This window comes from Streptomyces sp. NPDC107517 (assembly GCF_055582645.1).
Genome location: NZ_JBVJPM010000008.1, coordinates 36,985 through 59,005 on the forward strand (window position 1 = coordinate 36,985; position 22,021 = coordinate 59,005).

15 protein-coding genes are annotated in these 22,021 nt (G+C 72.2%); 8 read left to right on the forward strand and 7 right to left on the reverse strand.

The window, feature by feature from the left end:
* Window positions 1-90: 90 nt before the first annotated feature.
* The 8 genes from eccE to ACZ67T_RS19860 all read left to right on the forward strand — a co-directional run bounded on the left by eccE (window position 91) and on the right by ACZ67T_RS19860 (window position 11,821).
* Window positions 91-1,452 (forward strand): type VII secretion protein EccE, encoded by a 1,362-nt coding sequence (gene eccE / locus ACZ67T_RS19825; RefSeq protein WP_469985589.1) that lies wholly within the window; start codon window positions 91-93, stop codon window positions 1,450-1,452.
* The gene (locus ACZ67T_RS19830; protein ID WP_469985591.1) at window positions 1,452-2,273 is read left to right on the forward strand and encodes a hypothetical protein; all 822 of its coding nucleotides are present in this window, start codon (window positions 1,452-1,454) and stop codon (window positions 2,271-2,273) included. Before eccE ends, ACZ67T_RS19830 begins: the two co-directional genes overlap by 1 nt.
* Window positions 2,274-2,610: 337 nt before the next feature.
* Complete coding sequence (locus ACZ67T_RS19835) at window positions 2,611-5,481, forward strand: SCO5717 family growth-regulating ATPase (RefSeq protein WP_469985593.1); 2,871 nt, start codon at window positions 2,611-2,613, stop codon at window positions 5,479-5,481.
* A 329-nt stretch (window positions 5,482-5,810) separates the two neighbouring features.
* The gene (locus ACZ67T_RS19840) at window positions 5,811-7,712 is read left to right on the forward strand and encodes an ABC transporter substrate-binding protein (protein WP_469985595.1); all 1,902 of its coding nucleotides are present in this window, start codon (window positions 5,811-5,813) and stop codon (window positions 7,710-7,712) included.
* Window positions 7,713-7,789: 77 nt separating this feature from the next.
* Window positions 7,790-8,866 (forward strand): ABC transporter permease, encoded by a 1,077-nt coding sequence (locus ACZ67T_RS19845; RefSeq protein WP_469985597.1) that lies wholly within the window; start codon window positions 7,790-7,792, stop codon window positions 8,864-8,866.
* An 8-nt stretch (window positions 8,867-8,874) separates the two neighbouring features.
* Window positions 8,875-9,810, forward strand: a complete 936-nt coding sequence (locus ACZ67T_RS19850) for an ABC transporter permease (protein ID WP_469985923.1) — start codon at window positions 8,875-8,877, stop codon at window positions 9,808-9,810.
* Window positions 9,807-10,808 (forward strand): ABC transporter ATP-binding protein, encoded by a 1,002-nt coding sequence (locus tag ACZ67T_RS19855; RefSeq protein WP_469985599.1) that lies wholly within the window; start codon window positions 9,807-9,809, stop codon window positions 10,806-10,808. Before ACZ67T_RS19850 ends, ACZ67T_RS19855 begins: the two co-directional genes overlap by 4 nt.
* A complete protein-coding gene (locus ACZ67T_RS19860) occupies window positions 10,805-11,821 on the forward strand; it encodes an oligopeptide/dipeptide ABC transporter ATP-binding protein (protein ID WP_469985600.1) in 1,017 nt (338 codons plus the stop codon). The genes ACZ67T_RS19855 and ACZ67T_RS19860 overlap by 4 nt, the downstream gene beginning before the upstream one ends.
* 48 nt (window positions 11,822-11,869) lie before the next feature.
* Here ACZ67T_RS19860 and ACZ67T_RS19865 read toward each other — a convergent pair whose 3' ends face one another.
* The 7 genes from ACZ67T_RS19865 to ACZ67T_RS19895 form a co-directional block, all read right to left on the reverse strand.
* The gene (locus tag ACZ67T_RS19865; RefSeq protein ID WP_469985602.1) at window positions 11,870-12,823 is read right to left on the reverse strand and encodes a bifunctional riboflavin kinase/FAD synthetase; all 954 of its coding nucleotides are present in this window, start codon (window positions 12,821-12,823) and stop codon (window positions 11,870-11,872) included.
* Between the two features lie 123 nt (window positions 12,824-12,946).
* Window positions 12,947-16,405 (reverse strand): serine protease, encoded by a 3,459-nt coding sequence (locus ACZ67T_RS19870; RefSeq protein ID WP_469985603.1) that lies wholly within the window; start codon window positions 16,403-16,405, stop codon window positions 12,947-12,949.
* A gap of 225 nt (window positions 16,406-16,630) precedes the next feature.
* Window positions 16,631-17,539, reverse strand: coding sequence for a tRNA pseudouridine(55) synthase TruB (gene truB / locus ACZ67T_RS19875; RefSeq protein WP_469985604.1), 909 nt, complete (start codon window positions 17,537-17,539; stop codon window positions 16,631-16,633).
* Complete coding sequence (gene rbfA / locus ACZ67T_RS19880) at window positions 17,536-17,997, reverse strand: 30S ribosome-binding factor RbfA (RefSeq protein ID WP_469985605.1); 462 nt, start codon at window positions 17,995-17,997, stop codon at window positions 17,536-17,538. The genes truB and rbfA overlap by 4 nt, the downstream gene beginning before the upstream one ends.
* A gap of 33 nt (window positions 17,998-18,030) precedes the next feature.
* On the reverse strand, window positions 18,031-18,324 hold the full coding sequence (locus tag ACZ67T_RS19885; RefSeq protein ID WP_116509238.1) for a DUF503 domain-containing protein: 294 nt from the start codon (window positions 18,322-18,324) through the stop codon (window positions 18,031-18,033).
* A 141-nt stretch (window positions 18,325-18,465) separates the two neighbouring features.
* Window positions 18,466-21,582, reverse strand: coding sequence for a translation initiation factor IF-2 (gene infB, locus ACZ67T_RS19890; protein WP_469985607.1), 3,117 nt, complete (start codon window positions 21,580-21,582; stop codon window positions 18,466-18,468).
* Between the two features lie 146 nt (window positions 21,583-21,728).
* Window positions 21,729-22,007, reverse strand: coding sequence for a YlxR family protein (locus ACZ67T_RS19895; RefSeq protein WP_266743885.1), 279 nt, complete (start codon window positions 22,005-22,007; stop codon window positions 21,729-21,731).
* Window positions 22,008-22,021: the final 14 nt, after the last annotated feature.

Genomic DNA, 22,021 nt, shown 5'->3' on the forward strand with positions numbered 1-22,021 from the left:
TGCTTGTGCGTGTGGGACGGGTAGGGTGCTGGGGCCTTCAAAGGCCCTGTACGTCAGGGATTTTCGGGAGAGTTCGGGGGGTTTGGAGTGATGGCTTCCGCAACGCGGACCCGGTCACGGTCGCAATCCCGGTCGCGGTCGGACGGTCGGCCGGGGCCTGGAGACGGTGCGCCGGGGGCTCGGTCGGGCGGTGGGGCCGGCTCTCCGGCGACGCCCGCCGGTCCGGTCTCACTTCATCTGAAGTCGCGTTCCGGACGGGCCGGGTCGTTCCGGCTCCAGCAGATGGTGATGATCGAGGTCGCCGCCGCGCTGGTCGCCGCCGCCGCGGTCGTCGACAAGCTGGCGCTGGTGCCCGCGGGTGTCGTCGCCGTGATCCTCGTCCTGTTCGCCCTCGTACGCCGCCGGGGGCGGTCGCTGCCCGAGTGGCTCGGCACCGTCCTGGCGCTGCGTGCGCGCAAGCGCCGTGCGGCGAGCACGCCGGTCCCGCCCGGCACCGAGCCGGGCCTCGCGCCCGCCGTCGAGTGCGACCCGTCGCTGCGGACGTACAGCTACAGCCGCGGTGACGACCGCGACCAGCGGCCCATCGGCATCGTCGGCGACGGCGGCTTCCTGACGGCCGTGCTCCAGGTCGAGTCGGACGCCACCGCCCTGCGGGCGGAGCGCTCCCGGCGGCCGCTGCCCATAGGAATCGTGCGGGACGCCCTCGATGTCGACGGGATCCGGCTCGAATCGGCGCAGATCGTGCTGCACACGCAGCCCGCGCCCGCCCTGCACCTGCCGCAGCAGTCCGTGGCGGTGAGCAACTACGCGCCGCTGCAGGCCCAGACCGGCTCCCCCGCCGTCCGCATCACGTGGATCGCCCTGAAGCTCGACCCGGAGCTGTGCCCGGAAGCCGTGGCCGCGCGCGGCGGCGGCACTGTGGGAGCGCAGAAGTGCGTGGCCCGCGCGGCCCAGCATCTGGCGAGCCGGCTGACCGGTGCGGGCTTCCGCGCCAGTGTGCTGACGGAGGAGGAGCTCACAGCCGCCGTCGCCACGTCCGCGTGCGCCAACCCGATGGTGACGGCGCAGGCCGGACGGAGCGAGCTGCCGCAGCGCAGGACCGAGGAGTCCGGCCGCAGCTGGCGCTGCGACAACCGCAGACACACCACGTACTGGGTGCGGCGCTGGCCGCAGCTCGGCGGATCCGGGCCCGCTCTGCACCAGTTGGTCGCGCTCTTGACCACGGTGCCCGCGCTGGCCACGACGTTCAGCCTCACGCTGTCCCGCGGTGACCAGCGGGACATCCAGCTCTGCGGCCACATGCGGATCACGGGACGCAGCGAGAGCGAGCTGACCACGGCGCGGCGGTCCCTGGAGACCGCGGCCCGGCAGGCCAAGACGGGTCTCGTCCGGCTCGACCGCGAACAACTGCCCGGAGTTCTCGCCACGTTGCCCCTCGGAGGTGCGCGCTGATGGCCATGACGTCATCTCCCCCGGCCGGGACAGGATCCTGGGACGGAAATTCCTGGAACGGCAATGGGAACGCGAACGGGATCGGCAATCCGGGCGGGGCTCCCGCGCCGGCCGCCGACCGCTCCCGTACCGGGTTCGGACTCTTCGGGCCGCGCCACCAGCGCCACACGCTCTCCGTCGAACAGTTGGACACCCTCGCGCTGCCCATCGGGGACGACGGTGTCGTTGTCGGCGTCGACGCCGACGGCCAGCCCGCCGTGCTCGGGGTGAACCGGCCGACGCCGTACGACATGGTGCTCATCGGCGGCCTGTGGACGGCCCAGGTGCTCGCGCTGCGGGCCGCGGCGACCGGCGCGCGGGTCGCGGTGGAGACCGGGCGGGCGCAGGCCTGGGCGCAGTTGGTGCAGGCGGTCGGTGGCGGCCAGTCCGGGATGACGGTGCACGACGTCGGGCGGGTTCCGCCGCAGGGCGCGTCCGCCGGTGGCCCGGTGCTCGTGGTGCGGGACTGCGGTATGCGTCCGCCGCGCGGGCGCGTGGCATCCGCGCCGTGGCAGTCCGTGCTGACGCTGCTGCCCTATCTGAGCCCGGTGGCGCCCCGGTTGATGCGTCAGGCGCGGCTCGTCGGGGTCCAGCGCGTCTCGCCGGACGAGGCGGCGGAGATCGGCCGCGTCATCGGACTGCCCCACGGCGAGTGGGAGTCCCTGCCGACGCTCGCGGACGGCGTCACTCTGTGGTGCACCGACCGCGACCGGCAGTACGTGATGACCCGGGCGACGGACGCCGAGACCGGATTGTTGGGTAACGCACGCCGGATGGACTGAGGCCGACCTGGAGCCTGCCACGGAGTGGTCCGGCGATCGAACTCGTTCCCCTTTGCGGCTTATTCGGGCAGTTTGCGCGTGGCGGATCGAGGGGTGTTCGTCACTTCCGTATCGCTTGGGCATCACTTGTTGGCCGGGTGTGACCCGTCGGACGGCGCCGGGGGGACGGACGGGCCTGCCGTGCACGTGGTTTTGGTGATTAGGCTGGGACAAGGACGCGCGCGTGAACCCACGAACGGCTCGTACGCGTCCCAGGGGAAGAGCGCGGCGGATCGGACGACAGGAACGGTCGCCCCCCACCACGGCACGAGGGTGCTCGACCACACCAGGAGGCATTGTGAACAGCGATCGGGACGAGATCCGCGGGGGTTGGGACACACCCGTCGATGATCACTCCGACGCGGAGTCCGCCACTGAGACGACGGGCGAGTTCACCATCGACTACGCCCCACCGGCCTGGTACACGCAGAACGCGTCGTCGGGCACGGGCGAGACCCCCTCGGCCACCCCCGCCACGCCTCCGCCGCCGGTGCCTCCGGCCCCGGCTCCTGCGCCCGCGCCCGTGGCGCCCCAGGCGCCGCCCGCGCCCTACACGCCGTACACGCCCGCCGCTTCGGCCGCCGAGCCGGACGCGGGTTCCGGGAACGGGGATCTGGAGAGCGGCGCGACGATGCGGTTCTCCGCGGCCGCGCTGAAGCGGGAGTTCGCCGAGCTGGCCGCGCAGGGTGAGCAGAAGGCCGAGCATACGACCGAGGAGCAGGGCGGGGACGCCGCGCCCGCCGACGCGCAGGCGGGTGCTGACGGCGAGAACGACGACTCCGGTGACTTCGCCGTGGTCGCCGCCGCCGGGCCCTCCGGGGACGCTGCGGACGACGGGGACGCCGACGCCAGCACCGCTCAGGCCTCGGCCGACGGCACCGACGCCGGGGCCGCTTCTGACGACGCGTCCGAGGCGGAGGGGTCGACCGGCTCGGACGACTCGGGCGACAGCGGCTCCGAAACCCCTCCCACCGGAGCACCGGCCGACGCAGGCGCGAACACCGGCACCGACGCCGGCGCAAACACACCGGCCGACGCGCAGAACGCCCCCGCCGCCTGGGCCCCGCCGCCCGTGCCGCAGGAAGGTATTCCGCCGCTCCCCCCGGCGTTCCAGCCCGCCGCCCCCACCGCGGCCCCGCAGTGGCCCGCGCAGCAGCAGCCGCAGCCCGGCGCACCGGTTCCGGCCCAGGGCGCGCCCGCCCCGCCGGCCTGGCCCGCGCAGAACACCCCGCCCGCGCCGCAGGGTGGTTACGGCTTCCCGCAGCAAGCGGCCCCCGGCGACCCTCAGCAGCCCGCGCCTGCGGCACCGGAGCAGCAGCAGGGCTACGGATTCCCGCAGCAGACGCCGCCCGCGGCGGGCGCACCGAACCAGCCTGCCCCTCAGGGCGGTTACGGGTTCCCGCAGCAGCCCCAGCCCGGCACGCCCAACCAGCCCGCCCCGCAAGGCGGTTACGGATTCCCGCAGCAGCCCCAGCCCGGCGCGGGCTACGGGTTCCCGCAGCCGCAGCCCGGAGCCCCGGCTCCGGGACACCCGGCCCCGCACCTCCCGGCGCAGCAGCACCCTCAGCAGCCGCCGGCACCGCACACGCAGCAGCCCGGCCCTCAGCCCCCCGTCGGACAGCAGCCGCACCCGCAGCCGCCCGCGCCGCAGGCCCCGGCCCCGGCCCCGCACCCTGAAGGCCACCCCGGCCTGCCGCAGCCCGATCAGCAGTTCCAGGGCCAGCCCGGCCAGCCGCTCCCGGGACAGGTGCCGCCCGCCGACCCGCGGGCCAGTGGCGCCTGGCCGCAGCCCATCCAGCACGACCAGCGCACGCCCACGAACGTCGGCGGTGCGCCGCTCGGCTACACGGCGGCCGTGGAGCTGTCGGCCGACCGGCTGCTCAGCAACAAGAGGCAGAAGGCGAAGAGCACCCGCCCCGGCGGCGCCAACTCGCGCTTCAAGCTCGGCGGCAAGAAGGAGGAGGCGGAGCGGCAGCGGAAGCTGGACCTGATCCGCACGCCGGTTCTGTCCTGCTACCGGATCGCCGTCATCAGCCTCAAGGGCGGCGTGGGCAAGACGACCACGACGACCGCGCTCGGTTCGACGCTCGCCACGGAGCGCCAGGACAAGATCCTCGCCATCGACGCCAACCCGGACGCCGGCACGCTCGGCCGCCGTGTGCGCCGTGAGACCGGCGCCACCATCCGAGACCTGGTGCAGGCGATCCCGCACCTCAACTCGTACATGGACATCCGCCGGTTCACCTCGCAGGCGCCGTCCGGCCTGGAGATCATCGCGAACGACGTGGACCCGGCGGTCTCGACGACGTTCAACGACGCGGACTACCGCAGCGCGATCGACGTGCTCGGCAAGCAGTACCCGATCATCCTGACCGACTCCGGCACCGGCCTGCTGTACTCCGCGATGCGCGGCGTCCTCGACCTCGCCGACCAGTTGATCATCATCTCGACGCCGTCCGTCGACGGCGCGAGCAGCGCCAGTACGACGCTCGACTGGCTGTCGGCGCACGGGTACGCGGATCTGGTGTCGCGTTCCATCACGGTCATCTCCGGGGTCCGCGAGACCGGCAAGATGATCAAGGTGGACGACATCGTGTCGCACTTCGAGACGCGGTGCCGCGGCGTCGTCGTGGTGCCGTTCGACGAGCACCTGGCGGCCGGCGCCGAGGTCGACCTCGACATGATGCGGCCCAAGGTGCGCGAGGCGTACTTCAACCTCTCGGCGATGGTCGCGGAGGACTTCCCGCGGGCTCAGCAGCAGCAGGGCCTGTGGACGTCGGACGGCAACCCGCCGCCCACCATGGCTCCCCCGGTGCCGGGTCACCAGCAGCAGCCGTACCCCGCGCAGCAGCCGTACCCGGGCCAGCCGTATCCGGGTCAGCCGGGCGCGCCCCAGCCGCCCGCGCCGGGGCAGCAGTTCCCGGGCCAGCCGTACCCCGGTCAGCCGTATCCGCAGCAGCCCGGCCAGGCCCAGGCCGGCGCCCCCGGCCAGCCCCAGCAGCCGGGTCAGCCGAGCCAGCCCGGCCCTCCGCAGATGTGGCAGCAGCAGCCCTCCGCGCCGGGCCAGCCGGCACCCGGTCAGCCGCCCGCCCCCGGCCAGGCCGCCCCCGGTCAGAGCGGCCACCCCCTCCCCCCGTACACCGCACAGCCCCAGCCGCCTCAGCAGTAACAACGCCGAATCCCGGCCTCCAGGGCAGACAGAAGGCCCGCACCGACACCACGGTGCGGGCCTTTGCCGCGTCTGCCGAAAACCCCTCAAACAACCACCGGACAGGCATAGTTGTGCGGTACGGGCATCATGCCCTGACCTGCAAGGCATCAGAGGTCTTGACCAATGTGCGTGAAATTCGGGTCAACTCGTTATTTCCGCAGGCCACATGGGGTTCATGCGTCGTTGACGTGCGCAGACTGCCGCTGATAGACACACACATCAACCAGCTGGCGTCCCATGATCAACCTGCCACTCCTGCGTGAGCAACGACGCGAGGTCACCGACCCATGGACACAAAAGATCAGCCCCAGAGAGCACACGCTCCGCTCTTCTCCCGTTCCCCACGGCGCGCGCCCCGCCGGACCCTGCGGGTCCTCCTGGCCGCCGGCGCCGCGGCGTTCACCCTGACGGCCGGCCTCGCCACGCCGCTCAACCCCGCACCCCAAGAGGCCAAGGCCGCCGACAGCGGCAAGAAGGTCCTCACCGTCGCCCTCGCCCAGAGCGTCGACTCGCTGAGCCCGTTCCTCGCCCAGCGACTGGTCAGTACGACCATCCACCGGATGATGTACGAGTACCTGACCAACTACGACCCCAAGGACAACCACGCCGTCCCGGCCTTCGCCACCGAATGGAAGCCGTCCGCGGACAAGCTCACCTGGACCTACACCATCAGGTCCGACTCGAAGTGGTCCGACGGCAAGCAGGCCACCGCCGCCGACGCCGCCTTCACCTTCAACAAGATGATGACGGACGACGGCGCCGCGACCGCGAACGGCAGCTTCGTCTCCAACTTCAAGAAGGTCACCGCTCCCAGCGCCACCCAGCTGGTCATCCAGCTGAAGAAGCCGCAGGCCACGATGGCCGCGCTCGACGTCCCGATCGTGCCTGAGCACATCTGGAAGAACGTCAAGGACTTCTCGAAGTTCAACAACGACAAGACCTTCCCGGTCGTCGGCAACGGCCCGTTCGTGCTGACCGACTACAAGGTCGACCAGTACGTGAAGCTCAAGGCCAACAAGAACTTCTGGCGCGGCGCGCCCAAGTTCGACGAGGTCGTCTTCAAGACGTACAAGGACCAGGACGCCGCGGTCGCCGCCCTGCGCAAGGGCGAGGTCTCCTTCGTGGCCGGCTCCCCCGCCCTGACGCCCGCTCAGGCGGCGTCGCTCAAGGGCGAGCAGAACATCAAGGTCAACGAGGGCCCCGGCCGCCGTTTCTTCGCGCTCGCCACGAACCCGGGCGCGCAGACCAGGGACCACAAGAAGTTCGGCAACGGCAACAAGGCCCTTCTCGACCAGAAGGTGCGCCAGGCGCTGTTCCTGTCGATCGACCGCAAGACGATCGTCGACAAGGTGTTCCAGGGCCACGCCATCGAGGGCCAGGGCTACATCCCGCCGCGCTTCGGTGACTACTTCTGGAAGCCGTCCGGCAGCCAGGCCCTCGGGTACGACCCCGACAAGGCGGGCAAGCTGCTCGACGAGGCCGGTTACAAGATGAAGGGCAGCGAGCGCGTCGGCAAGGACGGCAAGCCGCTCAACTTCCGCATCCTGTGCCACGCCACGGACCCGAACGACAAGGCGATCGGCAAGTACCTCAAGGAGTGGTGGGGCAAGCTCGGTATCGGCCTGAAGGTCGACTGCCTCGACGACGTCTCGGTGCCCTGGTACGCGGGTGAGTACGACCTCGCGTTCGACGGCTGGTCGGTCAACCCCGACCCGGACTTCGTCCTCGGCATCCACACCTGCGCCGCCCTGCCCGTCAAGGCCAAGGAGAGCGCCCAGACGGACAACTTCATCTGCGACAAGACGTACGACGGCCTGTACAAGAAGCAGCTCGCCGAGTACGACCCGGCCAAGCGCGCGGACATCGTCAAGCAGATGGAGTCCTGGCTGTACGACTCCGGGTACATGAACGTCATCGCGTACCCGAACGCCGTCGAGGCGTACCGCACCGACCAGATCAAGTCGATCCAGACCATGCCCACCGAGGCCGGCAACATCTACGGCCAGGACGGGTACTGGAGCTGGTGGTCGGCCGTTCCGGCGGGCGGCACGAGCGACGCGAAGAACAGCGGAAGCGGTTCCGGCTCGAGCGGCGTGATCATCGGTATCGTCGCGGCCGTCGTCATTCTCGGCGGCGGTGGGCTCCTCCTCGCGCGGCGCCGCCGCACCTCGGCGGACGACCGCGAGTAGCAGCACCCGGCCCGGAAAAACGCGTCACGTCAGTCCGCAGGGCGTCGCAAGTACCGCACGAGTAACGAGAGTTCCACATGACAGCAGAGAGCACTCCGGCGCTCGTGCAGAGTGCGGACACCGACGGCCCGGCACAAGCCGGGCCGTCGGCGGCCCGTGGTCCACGTGCGCGCACCACCAAGGCCTATCTCCAGTACGTGGCGGGCAAGATCGCGGGGGCGGTCGTCTCGCTCTTCGCGGTCCTGGTCACCAGCTTCTTCCTGTTCCGCCTGATCCCCAGCGATCCGGTGAAACAGATGACCGGCGGCCGCCGCGTCTCGGCGCAGCAGCTCGACAACCTCCGCCACCAGTTCGGCCTCGACCTGCCGATGTGGCAGCAGTTCACCAACTACATCGGCGACGCGCTGACCGGCGACTTCGGCACGTCGTACCAGTTCCACACCCCGGTCATCGACAAGATCACCGAGGCGCTCCCGGCGACGCTGCTCCTGACCGGCACGGCGTACGTCCTCTACACGGCGCTCGGCATCTGGCTCGGCACGCGCACCGCCTGGCGCAACGGATCGCGCAGCGACCGCTTCAACACCGCGTTCGCCCTCACGCTCTACTCGGTCCCGTCGTTCTGGCTCGGTCTGCTCCTCATCATCGTGTTCTCGGTGGGGCTCGGCCCGATCCCGGGTCTGTTCCCGACGGGCGGTCTGGAGTCGGGCGGCGAGAGCGGGTTCGCGTACGTCATGGACGTCGCGCACCATCTGGTCCTGCCGGTGGTCACGCTGGTGGCGGTCGGCTACGCGCAGACGCTCCTCGTGATGCGCTCCTCGCTGCTCGACGAGATGGGCAGCGACTATCTGACGACGGCGCGCGCGAAGGGCCTGCGCGACGACGTCGTACGCCGCAAGCACGCCGTCCCGAACGCGATGCTGCCCACGTTCACGCTGATGTTCGTGAACCTCGGGCATGTCGTGGCCGGTCAGATCCTCGTCGAGACGGTCTTCTCCTGGCCCGGCCTCGGCGGCCTGTTCTACTCGGCACTCAGCGTGCCCGACCTGCCGCTCGTCCAAGGGCTGTTCTTCGTCTTCGCCACCGCGGTGATCCTGGCGAACACCCTCGCCGACGTGCTGTATCCGCTGCTCGATCCCCGGGTGGGCCGATGACTGCCGATATGAACACCGATCTCGACACCGCGCAGCTCCCGCCGCCGGCCGAGAAGAACGCGCGGGCCCTGGCGCGGGCCCGAAAGCGCCGCTCCGCCGCCCGCTTCTGGCGCGAGTACCGCACCCACCGGAGCGGGCTGTGGGGTCTCGCCGGGCTGGTCCTCATCGCGCTCATCGCGATCTGCGCGCCCCTGCTGGTCGGCGCGGACGCACAGAGCGTCACCGACGCGCCCGGCGGCGCACTCGAAGCTCCCAGTGCTGAATTCCCGCTCGGCACCGACCAGTTCGGCCGCAGTGTGCTCGCTCTGCTGGTGTGGGGGGCGCGCGTGTCCCTCACCGTGGGCCTGCTCGCCGCGTTCCTGTGCGTGGCGATCGGCACGGTCGTCGGCATCGTCGCCGGCCACTTCCGCGGCTGGTACTCGACGGTCCTGATGCGCGTCACCGACTGGTTCCTGGTGATGCCGACCCTGGTCCTCGCGATCGCGCTCGCCACCGTGATGTCCCGCTCCATCTGGACGGTCATCCTGGCGATCGGCGTGACGACCTGGCCGACGACGGCCCGCCTCGTCCGCGCCCAGACGCTCGCCGTGGAGTCACGGCCGTACATCGAACGGGCCCGCGCGCTCGGCGGCGGGCACGGGCACATCATGCTGCGCCACGTCCTGCCGAACGTGATGCCGCTCGTCCTCGCGCAGACCACCCTCGTCATCTCCGGCGCGATCCTCACCGAGGCCACACTCGCGTTCCTCGGCCTCGGCGACCCGACGATCACGTCCTGGGGCGGCATGCTCCAGGACGCGCGCGAGGCGGGCGCGGTCAGCGCGGGCGACTGGTGGTACCTCGCGCCTCCCGGACTGGCCATCGCCCTGGTCGCGCTCGCGTTCACGCTGTGCGGCCGTGCCGTCGAAGCCGTCCTCAATCCGAAGCTGGGGGTGGCCAGGTGAGCCTTCTCGACGTCAGAAACCTCGAAGTGACGTACGCGGGCGGGGCCCGGGCCGTCCGCGGTGTGAACCTCAGTGTCGACGCGGGCCAGAAGCTCGGCATCGCCGGCGAGTCCGGCTGCGGCAAGTCGACGCTCGCTCTCGCGCTGCTGCGTCTCCTGCCGGCCGGCACGAAGGTCTCCGGCGAGATCCTGCTGAACGGCGAGGACGTCCTGTCGATGAAGTGGGGCCAGGTCAGGGCCGTGCGCTGGGCCGGTGCCTCGATCGTCTTCCAAGGCGCGATGCACTCGCTCAACGCCGTGCACCGCATCGGTGACCAGATCGCCGAGCCGATCCTGCTGCACAAGAAGGCGACCCCGGCGGGCGCGAAGAAGAAGGTCGCGGAGCTCCTGGAGCACGTCGGCCTGCCCGCCGCCCGCGCGGACGGGTATCCGCACGAGCTGTCCGGCGGCCAGCGCCAGCGCGTGATGATCGCGATGGCGCTCGCCTGCGACCCGGGCCTGATCATCGCGGACGAGCCGACGACGGCCCTCGACGTGATGATCCAGGCGCAGATCCTCCGCCTGATCGAGCAGCTCGTCTCCGACCAGGACCTCGGCCTCGTCATGATCAGCCACGACCTCGCCGTCCTCTCGGACACCTGCGACCGCCTCGCGGTGATGTACGCGGGCCGCGTCGTCGAGGAGGGCCCCGCCTCCGAGGTCTACGAGAACGCGCAACACCCCTACGGGAAGGCCCTGTCGGCGGCGTTCCCGCGGATCGGCGACAGCGCGTCCCGGTTCGCGCCGCGCGGTCTGCCCGGCGACCCGCCCGACCCGTCGGCCCTGCCCACGGGCTGCACGTTCCACCCGCGCTGCCCGGTGGCGCTCGACAGCTGCATCAGTGAGGACCAGGAGCTGCGGGACGCGGGCACGGCCCGGCTGGCGGCCTGTGTGCACGTGGGCGGCGCCACCGATCCGGACGACGCCGCCGGCGCCGAGGCAAGGAGCACCACAGCATGACCAGTACGTCTCCCCTGCTCACGGCCGGCGCGCTGCACGTCACCTTCCCCGGCCGCCGTGGCGCGGACCCCGCGCGGGCCGTGGACGGTGTCGACCTCGACATCGCGCCCGGCGAGATCGTGGCGCTGGTGGGCGAGTCGGGCTGCGGCAAGACGACGCTCGCCCGCTCCCTGCTCGGCCTGGTGCCCCCGACGTCCGGCCGGGTCACGTTCGACGGGAAGCCCCTCGACTACTCCTCACGCGCCCTCAAGGCGTACCGCAAGCGCGTGCAGCTGGTCCTCCAGGACCCCAGCGGTTCGCTGAACCCGCGGCACACGGTGTACGACGCGGTGGCCGAGGGCCTGCGCATCCACGGGTACGCGGGCGACGAGCGCGAGGCGGTGGCGAACGCCCTGTCGCGAGCCGGCCTGCGCCCCCCGGAGCGCTTCTTCCTGCGCTACCCGCACGAGCTGTCGGGCGGCCAGCGGCAGCGTGTCGTGATCGCGGGCGCGCTCGTCCTCGATCCCGAACTGATCGTCGCGGACGAGCCCGTGGCCTCCCTCGACGCGTCGGTGCGCGGCGAGATCCTCGCGCTGCTGCTCAGGCTGCGCGACGAACTGGGCCTGTCCGCCCTCGTGGTGACGCACGACCTGGGTCTCGCCTGGAACATCGCGGACCGGGTGGCGGTGATGTACCTGGGCCGGATCGTGGAGACGGGAACGGTGGAGGAGGTCCTGACGGCGCCTCAACACCCGTACACACAGGCCCTGTTGTCGGTTCTGCCGGAAGCGCCGGGTGATCCGGTCGTCCTGACGGGCGAACCGCCGGACCCCTCGCGCATCCCGTCCGGCTGCCGCTTCCACGCCCGCTGCCAGATCCTGGCGTCGGGCGAGGCGGAACGGTCGGGCGTGGCGAACCGCTGCCGCGGGGAGGACCTGCCGGTCTTGTCGGGCGCGAGCACGACCCAGGTGGCCTGCCACTGGGCGTCCGCGAAAGCCGGCGCGTCCGGCCGATCCAGCTCGTCCGGCGTCTGAGGTCCGGGGGTCCAGGGAAGCGCCCCCGGACCCCTGGTCACGCTCCGCCTACTCCCCTTCGTAGGCTTCGAGCAATTCCCGCGACCGCTTCACGTCGTCCGCGATGGCGACGAGGAGCGACTCGATCGAGTCGAACTTCGCCATGCCGCGCACATAGGCGAGGAAGTCGACGGCGACGTGCAGCCCGTACAGGTCGAGGTCCACGCGGTCGATGGCGTAGGCCTCGACCGTGCGCTCGGTGCCGTCGAACTGCGGGTTGGTGCCCACGGAGATCGCGGCGGGCATCGCCTCGTCCCCCACGTGCAGCCAGCCCGCGTAGACGCCGTCCGCCGGGATCGCGGTGTGCGGGAGCGTCTCGACGTTGGCGGTCGGGAAGCCCAGCTCGCGGCCGCGCTGGGCGCCGCGCACGACCACGCCCTCGACGCGGTGCGGGCGGCCGAGGATCTCGCGCGCGCCCTCCATGTCGCCCTCGGCGACGAGCCGCCGGGTCAGCGTGGACGAGAAGGGCTCGCCGCCGCCCGCCGAGCCGCTCACGTACAGATCGACGACCTCGACCTCGAAGTCGTACGTCGTCCCCTGCTCGGCGAGGAACGCGACATTGCCCGCGGCGCGGTGGCCGAAGCGGAAGTTCGGTCCTTCGACGACGAGGCGCGCGTGCAGCTTGTCGACCAGGACCTTCGCGACGAACTCGGCCGGCGACAGCTTCGAGAACTCGGTGGTGAACGGAAGGATCAGCAGGGCGTCGACGCCGAGCTCGGCCATCAGCTCCGCCCGCCGGTGGTGCGGGGCGAGCAGCGGAGGGTGGCTGCCGGGGCGCACGACCTCGCTGGGGTGCGGGTCGAAGGTGACCACGACGGCGGGCACACCGAGCTCACGGGCCCGTTCGACGGCCCGGCCGATGATCAACTGATGGCCGCGGTGCACTCCGTCGTAGGAGCCGATGGTGACGACGCTGCGCCCCCAGTCCTGGGGGATGTCCTCCAAGCCACGCCAGCGCTGCACGGTGATTGCTCCTCGCGAACCTGTGTACGACTGTTACGTCTCTTTGCCGAATACGCAGGTCTAAGAGTGCCATGCCGAGCGCCCACGCCCCGCATCGGGAGGCGCCGTACCGGCATGGGCAGGTCAGGCGGGCACGCGTACGCCGGCCAGGGCCTCGATCATGCGGCGGGCGCTCGGCCCGACGAGGGCGGCCCACTCGCGCGGCGCCCCCTCCAGCCACTGGACGAGAAGTGCGGCGAACCCGGGCACCGAGTCGGCGACCTCGACGAGACCGCGGTCGAAGCGTGCGGCTCCCTCCGGAGTGCGGACGAGCCGCTGTCCGGTGCGCCGCACCAGGTCGCGGGTGCGGGTCGCCCCGGCTCCCCCGGCGCTGCGGGCGGCGGTCCGCAGGACGGCGTCCAGCACGTCCGGGTCGTCCTCGTGGGCGAGCAGTACGTCGAGGAGCTCGCATCGCAGGGCGCGTGAGGCGCCGGTGCCGGGTGCGGCGAGGACGGGCGCGAGCGCGGCCCGCCCGGGGCCCGGACAGGTGCGGAGCAGCCCCGTGACAAGGGGGAAGAGGACAGCTCGCCCGGCCGGCCCGTGCTCCAGGCACCGGTCGACGTACGCGGCGACGTCCTGAGCGGCGTCGGGCCGGTCCGCCGAGAGCTCCTCGACGAGGGCGGCCGCCCGCCGCGCGAGTGCGGGCGCCGTCACGGCGGCCAGGGCCCCCAGCACGTCGGCCGCGCCGCCCGGCTCCCGCGCACGGTCCCGGAAGGCGCGCAGGACGGGCTCCGGGTGCGTGGCGAGGGCGGCGGCGAGCGCGCTCACGGGCAGCTGCGGGTCGCCGTCCGCGAACCGCTCCAGGGCGCGCGCCAGATAGGTGTCGCGGGTCTGCGGGTCGCGCACGAGGAGGGCGAGCGCGGCGCCGTGCCGGGCGCTGTCGGTGGTGCGGGCGAGCAGGGCGAGCGCGGAGTAGCGCAGCAGGCTGCGATCGGCGTCCGTGGTGACGTGCGGGGCGATCCGCAGCGCGTAGGTGACGGCGGACGCGCGGCGGGCGGGGCGCTCGTCGTGGGCCCAGCGGTCGACGGCGCGGCACAGCGCGGACGGCTCCTCGTCGGCGAGCACGGCGAGGAGTTCGTCGGCGTGCGGGTGCGCGCAGTCGGCGAGGGCCTCGGTGAGGTCGTCGACGGCGCGGTGCCGGTGCGTGTGCAGGAGCGCCTGGGCAGCGGTGGCGACGGTCGCGTCGGGCAGTGCGGGCAGCGGCCGCGCGTCGTCGAACCAGCGGGTGAGGTGGACCTGGACGCCGGCCGGGTCCGCGGTGAGCAGGTCGGCCACGGTGTCCAGGTGGCGGTCGTGACTCCCGGGCGGCGGATCGTGCACGACGAGGCGGCGCAGGAGGCCGAGGCGGTCGGCGTCCGTGACGGGGATCCGGCGCCAGAACGAGGGGTCGAGGCGTCCGCGGTCGGCGAGTGGTTCGAGCACCCCGAGATAGGGAGTGGCGTCGGGCACGCGCAGGAGCGCCTCCTCGACGAGGTGGGCCGCCCACCAGGAGGCGTCGGCGTCTCCGGTTGTCAGGGACCTGAGCGCCAACTCGGCGAGGTGTGCCCCGAGTCGGGCCGGCCCCTGCTGGCGTTCGACGAGGAGGAGGGCCTGGACGACGGGGCCCGCGCGATGCCGGGGCACGGGCACCGCGGGCACGGCCCGGCCGGCGTCCCGGTCGCGGTGGACGAGCGCCCGCAGCGCCTCGTCCAGGTCCAGGTGCATGCCCTGGATCCAGTCGGCGACCTCCTCGTGCGCGAACCGGTAGCCGCGCCCCGCAGGGACCAGTACGCCTTCGGTGAGGACGGCCGGGGCCCACGCCGTGACGCCCCCGCCGTGCCGCCCCGGCAGCGCACCCCAGGGGAACACCTCCTCGAACGCCTCCCGGTCCAGCTCGCCCTGACCCGGCCCCAGGCAGCGCCGCGCCGCCTCGTGGACCTGCCCGGACACCCGGGCGGCGAGCCTGCGCACGGCCGTGCCGCGCAGCCCGTTCACAGCGGCGAGGCGCACCGCCACGCGCAGGCACATGAGGTCGAGATACGCGGCGAAGACGGCGTCCCGGTCGGCGCTGCCCGGCACGGGTCCGGGCAGCGCGGCCCGTACTTCGGAGAGGAGCCGCAGCGCGAGCGGATGCCGTGCGTCGCGGCCGGCGAGCGCGTTCTCGGGCAGCCCGTACCGCTCCCGCGCCACGCGGGCCTGGTCCCCGGCCAGCTCCCCCAGCGGGACACAGGCGGGCAGCCGCCCCGTGTGCCCGTACAGCACCCGGGCCGGGAACAGCTCGCCCGCGCGCTCCCAGTACTCCCCCCGGCACGCCACGACGAGTCGCACGCCGGTCTCCCGCAGCCAGCGCGCCGTGCCCTCGGTCCACTCCGCCAGCCGGTGCGCCAGGACGGGCGGCATCTCCTCGGGCCCGTCGAGCAGCAGCACGAGGGGACGGCCGGCGGCGCGTGCGGGCGCCGCGATCCGCTCCGGCGACACATCACCGACGCCGGCGCCGCCGGGTTCCGGGCCCACGGGCTCCCCGGTCTGTCCGGGGGCGGCCCCGGGCAGTGACGCCGCGACGATGCGCCCGGCCCTGACCAGCGCCCGCCGCGCGGCGTCCGCCACGCTCCGGTCGTCGCCCTGCAGATCCGCGCCGCGCAGCCAGAGGGTGGGGGCGGGGTGGGCGCCACGTCCGCGGCGCGCGGCATACGCGGCGAGCTCCGTCGTTCGGCCGCTGCCCGGTGCCCCCACGAGGGCGAGGACGGTCGCGTCGGACACCTCGAACTCGGCGAACTCCCTTGCCACTTCGGGCCGTTCGACCGGCTCCGGGTCGAGGACCGCGCCCGGCCCGTCGGATCCGACCGACGTGGCCGTCAGCTGGAGCGAGCCCGCCAGGTTGAGTTCGTCCCCGTACACCGGCACGGTGGCCGCGTTCCGCGCGAGAAGCGCGGCGAGCGGCCCGTCCGGGTCGGCGGCGGCGGCCTCCCGCAGCGGCACGGCGAACCCGGCGGCGCGGTGTCCGGCCTCGAGCGCCGTGCCGAGAACGGCGAGGACGGAGCCGGAGGCGGTGTCGACGACGGGTCCCCCGGCGGCCCCTCCCCCGAGCCGCAGCGCGTCGCGGCCGTCCGTGCCGATGGCCAGCTCCATGGCCCCGGGGACGATATGGAAGCCGTCGGTCGCGGTGTACGTGACGTCGGCATGGCCGAGGACGCGCGCCTCGCGCCAGCCCCCGGCGGCGATCCGCACATACGCCCCGGCCCCGGCCGGACCCCGGACGGCCACCGGCAGCGGGCGCATGCCGAGGCCCTCCGTCGCGTCGGTGCGGATGAGCGCGAGGGCCGACCCGGGCAGCGGGACGACATCGGCTGCGCCCACGACACAGGTGATCCCGCCGGGCGCACGCAGCACGACGCGGCCGAGTCCGTCCACGACTTCATGGCTCGTGACGACCGTCCCGTGGTCGTCGGCGACGAAGCCGACGCCGCGCGGGCGTCCGGCCAGGTCGAAGACACGGACGAGGGGTGGACCGGTCCCGGGACCCGTCGCGTCCCCGTCCCTGGCCCGGGGGCCACGTCCCGCCATCGTCGAACCTCCCGCCACGCCCCGTAGGACCGACGGTAGGCGCGCGATGATCAGCGGAACAGGCGCCGGAGCGAACGCGCCCCCTTCCACTCCCTCGGTTCACTCCGAGCGCCCGCCCGAAGGGGTGAACAGATCGGGGGTGATGGACAGACCCTTGGGGAGGGGGATCGTGGAGCGGCACGCGGCTGACTGCGCGCCGCTCCACGGCGGGGGCCGGCGAAGAGATCAGCCGAAGACGGCGAGGCTCTTCGCCTTGCCCTTCGACTCCTCCACGAGCGCGAGGAACACGCCCTCGGGGTCGAACACGGCGACGGGCCCGGCGCCCGCGTACTCGCCGGGCACCTCCAGACGGACGCCGTTGAGCAACAGCTTGGCGCGCTTGGCGTCCACGTCCCAGCGGGGGAACGCGGCGGTAGCGGCGTCCGCGACGGGCATCACGGTCAGCTCCTCCTGGAGCTGGTCGAGGGTGCGCGCGGAGTCCAGCTTGTAGGGGCCGACCCGCGTGCGCCGCAGCGCCGTGAGGTGACCGCCGACGCCGAGGCCGGCGCCCAGGTCCCTGGCGAGGGCCCGGATGTATGTCCCGGACGAGCAGACCACCGAGACGACCAGGTCGAGGACCGGGGTCCCGTCCTCGGCGACCGCGTCCCGGATGTCGTAGACGGTGAAGGACGAGACGGTGACCGGCCGCGCCGGGATCTCGAACTCCTCGCCCTCGCGGGCCCGCTTGTAGGAACGCACGCCGTTGATCTTGATGGCGCTGACCTTGGACGGGACCTGCATGATGGCGCCGGTCAGCTTGGCGACCCCGGCGTCGATCGCATCGCGGGACACGCCGGACGCGTCGGTGGACGACGTGAGGTCGCCCTCGGCGTCGTCGGTCAGCGTGTTCTGGCCGAGCCGGATCGTGCCCAGGTACTCCTTCTCGGTCAGCGCGAGATGGCCGAGCAACTTGGTCGCCCGCTCCACACCGAGGACCAGGACACCGGTCGCCATGGGGTCGAGCGTGCCCGCGTGGCCGACGCGGCGGGTCTTCGCGATCCCGCGCATCTTGGCCACCACGTCGTGCGAAGTGAAGCCCGACGGCTTGTCGACAATGACAAGACCGTCGGGCGTCGGGGTGTTCTTCTGGGTCATTCCTGGGCTTCGCCGTCCTGGTCCGCGCCGTCCTCGTCCTCGGGCTTGCGGTACGGGTCCGCGCCCCCGGCGAACTCGGCGCCGGCGGACACCTCCCGGACCTTCTCGTCCGAGATCCGGGCCTTGTCGAGGAGGTCCTCGATGGCCCGGGCGTTGTCCGGCAGGGCGTCCGCCACGAAGGCCAGGGTCGGCGTGAACTTCACACCGGCCGCCTGGCCCACCGCCGAGCGGAGTACACCCTTGGCGCTCTCGAGGCCGGCCGCGGCAGCGGCACGCTCCTCGTCGTCGCCGTAGACCGTGTAGAAGACGGTCGCCTCCCGCAGGTCACCCGTCACCCGGGTGTCCGTGATGGTCACATGCGTACCGAGCCGCGGGTCCTTGATCCCGCGCTGGAGCTTCTGGGCCACCACCTCTCGGATGAGGTCCGCCAGCCTTTTCGCCCGCGCGTTGTCGGCCACTGCGCCGTCTCCTTCTTCGCCTTGCTCTTAAAGTCAGTCTTCGTCGCCGTGGAGCCTGCGTCGAACGGAGAGCAGCTCCACCTCGGGACGGGCGGCGATCAGACGCTCGCACCGGTCCAGTACGTCGGTGAGGTGCCCCGTGTCCCCGGAGACCATCGCCAGGCCGATCTCGGCCCTGCGGTGAAGTTCCTGATTCCCGGTCTCCGCCGCACTCACCGCGTACTTGCGCTGGAGTTCGGCGACGATCGGGCGGATCACGGAGCGTTTCTCCTTCAGCGAGTGAACGTCGCCGAGGAGCAGATCAAAGGACAGAGTCCCCACATACATGTATGTCCGGATGTCCCGCCGGTTCGGGTTCGTGGCCCCGCCAACCACTTGGCGGGGACACCCGAACCGTACACGGAACGGCCGGGGCCGATCGACGGGATTTCGTCCCGCCGACCGGCCCCGACCTTCACCGTGCGCGGATCAGGCGCGCGGCTTCTCGCGCATCTCGTACGTCGCGATGACGTCGTCGATCTTGATGTCGTTGAAGTTTCCGAGGTTGATACCGCCCTCGAAGCCTTCGCGGATCTCGGTGACGTCGTCCTTGAAACGACGCAGACCGGAGATGTTGAGGTTCTCCGCGATGACCTTGCCATCGCGCAGCAGGCGCGCCTTGGTGTTGCGCTTGACCTCGCCGGACCGGACGAGCACACCGGCGATGTTGCCCAGCTTGGACGAGCGGAAGATCTCGCGGATCTCCGCCGTGCCGAGCTCGACCTCTTCGTACTCCGGCTTGAGCATGCCCTTGAGGGCCGCCTCGATCTCCTCGATGGCCTGGTAGATCACCGAGTAGTAGCGGACGTCGACGCCCTCGCGGTCCGCCATCTGGGCCGCGCGGCCCGCAGCGCGGACGTTGAAGCCGATGACGATCGCGTCGGAGCCGGTCGCCAGGTCGATGTCCGACTCGGTGACGGCACCCACGCCGCGGTGCAGGACGCGGATGTCGACCTCTTCGCCGACGTCGAGCTGGAGCAGCGAGGACTCGAGAGCCTCCACCGAACCGGACGCGTCGCCCTTGATGATGAGGTTGAGTTCCTGCACCAGACCGGCCTTGAGGGCCTCGTCCAGGTTCTCCAGGGAGAACCGGACGCCGCGGCGCGCGAAGTTGGCGTTGCGCTCACGAGCGGCACGCTTCTCGGCGATCTGACGGGCCGTACGGTCCTCGTCGACCACCAGGAAGTTGTCGCCGGCACCCGGGACGTTGGTGAGACCGAGCACGAGGACGGGGGTCGAGGGACCCGCTTCCTCGACGTTGTTGCCGTTGTCGTCGAGCATCGCGCGGACACGGCCGTACGCGTCGCCGACGACCATCGTGTCGCCGATGCGCAGCGTGCCGCGCTGGACGAGGACGGTCGAAACGGCACCGCGGCCACGGTCGAGGTGCGACTCGATCGCAATACCCTGCGCGTCCTGCTCCGGGTTGGCCCGCAGGTCGAGCGAGGCGTCCGCGGTCAGGACCACGGCCTCGAGCAGGGAGTCGATGTTCAGACCCTGCTTGGCGGAGATGTCGACGAACATCGTGTCGCCGCCGTACTCCTCGGCCACCAGACCGAACTCGGTGAGCTGACCGCGCACCTTGGTCGGGTCGGCGCCCTCGACGTCGATCTTGTTGACCGCGACGACGATCGGCACACCGGCCGCCTTCGCGTGGTTGAGCGCCTCGACCGTCTGCGGCATGACGCCGTCGTTGGCCGCGACCACGAGGATCGCGATGTCGGTCGACTTGGCACCACGGGCACGCATGGCGGTGAACGCCTCGTGACCCGGGGTGTCGATGAAGGTGATGCGGCGCTCTTCTTCGTTGACCTCGGTGGAGACCTGGTACGCACCGATGTGCTGCGTGATACCGCCGGCCTCGCCCGCGACGACGTTCGTCTTGCGGATGGTGTCGAGCAGTCGGGTCTTACCGTGGTCGACGTGACCCATGACGGTCACGACCGGCGGACGCGCGACGAGGAACTCCTCGCCACCCTCGTCCTCGCCGAACTCGATGTCGAAGGACTCGAGCAGCTCGCGGTCCTCCTCCTCGGGGCTGACGATCTCGAGGATGTAGTTCATCTCATCCGCGAGGAGCTTCAGCGTCTCGTCGGAGACGGACTGCGTGGCAGTGACCATCTCGCCGAGGTTCATCATCACGGCGACGAGCGACGCCGGGTTGGCGTTGATCTTCTCCGCGAAGTCGGTGAGGGAGGCACCGCGCGACAGACGGACGGACTGTCCGTTGCCGCGAGGCAGCATGACGCCGCCGACCGACGGGGCCTGCATGGCCTCGTACTCCTGGCGCCTCTGCCGCTTCGACTTGCGGCCACGACGGGCGGGCCCGCCGGGACGGCCGAACGCACCCTGTGTGCCACCGCGGGCACCGGGACCACCGGGACGACCGCCACCGGGACGACCGGCGAAACCGCCACCGCCACCGGGACGACCGGCGAAACCGCCACCGCCGCCACCGGGACGACCGGCGAAACCGCCACCGCCGCCACCGGGACCGGCCGGACGACCGGCGAAGCCGCCGCCACCGGGACGACCGCCGCCGCCACCCGGACGACCGCCGCCGCCGGGACCACGGCCACCGCCGGGGCCACCACCGGGACGCGGGCTGCCGGCAGCGGGACGCTGCGGCATCATGCCCGGGTTCGGACGGTTACCACCGGGGGCACCACCCGGACGCGGAGCGCCGGCCTGCGGACGGGGCATGCCGCCCGGAGTCGGACGGGCGCCGCCCTGACCACCCTGCGGACGCGGGGCGCCACCGGGGCCGCCCTGCGGACGCGGGCCGCCGGGGCCGCCCTGGCCGCCGCCGGGACGCGGGGCACCGCCGGGACGGGGCGCCTGGGGGCGCGCCATGCCGGTGGAGCCACCAGAGGTGAACGGGTTGTTACCGGGACGCGGGCCGGCGGGACGACCGCCGGGACGCTGGCCCTGACCCTGGCCGCCGGGGCGCGGGGCACCCTGACGGTCGCCACGGTCGCCGCGCTCGCCACGGCCCTGGCCCTGAGCACCCTGGCCGGGACCGGCCGGACGGGCGCCACCGGGCTTGGGGGCACCGGGACGGGCACCCGGACGCGGACCGGCTGCCGGGGAGGCCGCGGGGGCCTGGGCAGCGGGAGCGGCCGGAGCCGCGGGCGGCGCCGTGAACTCGGGCGCGGCCGGGGCCGGAGCCGCGGGACGCGGAGCCGGCTTCGGGCCGGGCGTCGGACGCTGACCGGCGGCCGGGGTCACCGGGGCGGCGGCAGCGGGCTTCTCCGCGGCGGCGGCAGGCTTGGGAGCCGGCGGGCGCGGAGCAGCAGGCTTTGCGGCCTGCGCCGGAGACGGGGTCGGACGGGCCGGCGAGGGCTTCGCGGGCGCGGCCTTGCGGGCGGCGGGCTTGCCGCCGCCACTGCCCTGCTGGAGGGCGTCAGTCAGCTTGCGTACTACAGGCGCCTCGATCGTCGAGGACGCCGAACGGACAAATTCACCGAGTTCTTGGAGCTTGGCCATGACGACCTTGCTCTCCACCCCGAACTCCTTGGCGAGTTCGTATACCCGGACCTTAGCCACTTCGCTCCTTTTAGGTCCGGGTTACGCCGGACCGTCGCTACTTCATGGGCGTACTCATCGCGTGCTCATCGAGTGCTCATCGCAATCTCGACCTACTTCCAACTCGCGGGGGTACCAGGACCGCACGGGGTCCCGTACGGCACGTTCTACGGTGTTACCTGCTCGACGCGGTGGCGCAGGGCCTCCGTATCGAACGGTCCAGGGGCTTTGAACGCCCGCTGGAACGCCCGGCGGCGGACCGCCAGGTCGAGACAGACCAGGGCGGGATGCACATACGCACCCCGGCCGGGCAGCGTACCGCGATGATCGGGGACACATTCACCCTCGATCACCACGATGCGCAGCAGATCGCTCTTGGCCGTTCGCTCCCGGCATCCCACACACGTGCGCTCTGGGCATGCACCGGCATGCGTCCGGCCAGACACGCTTAAGTCTACCT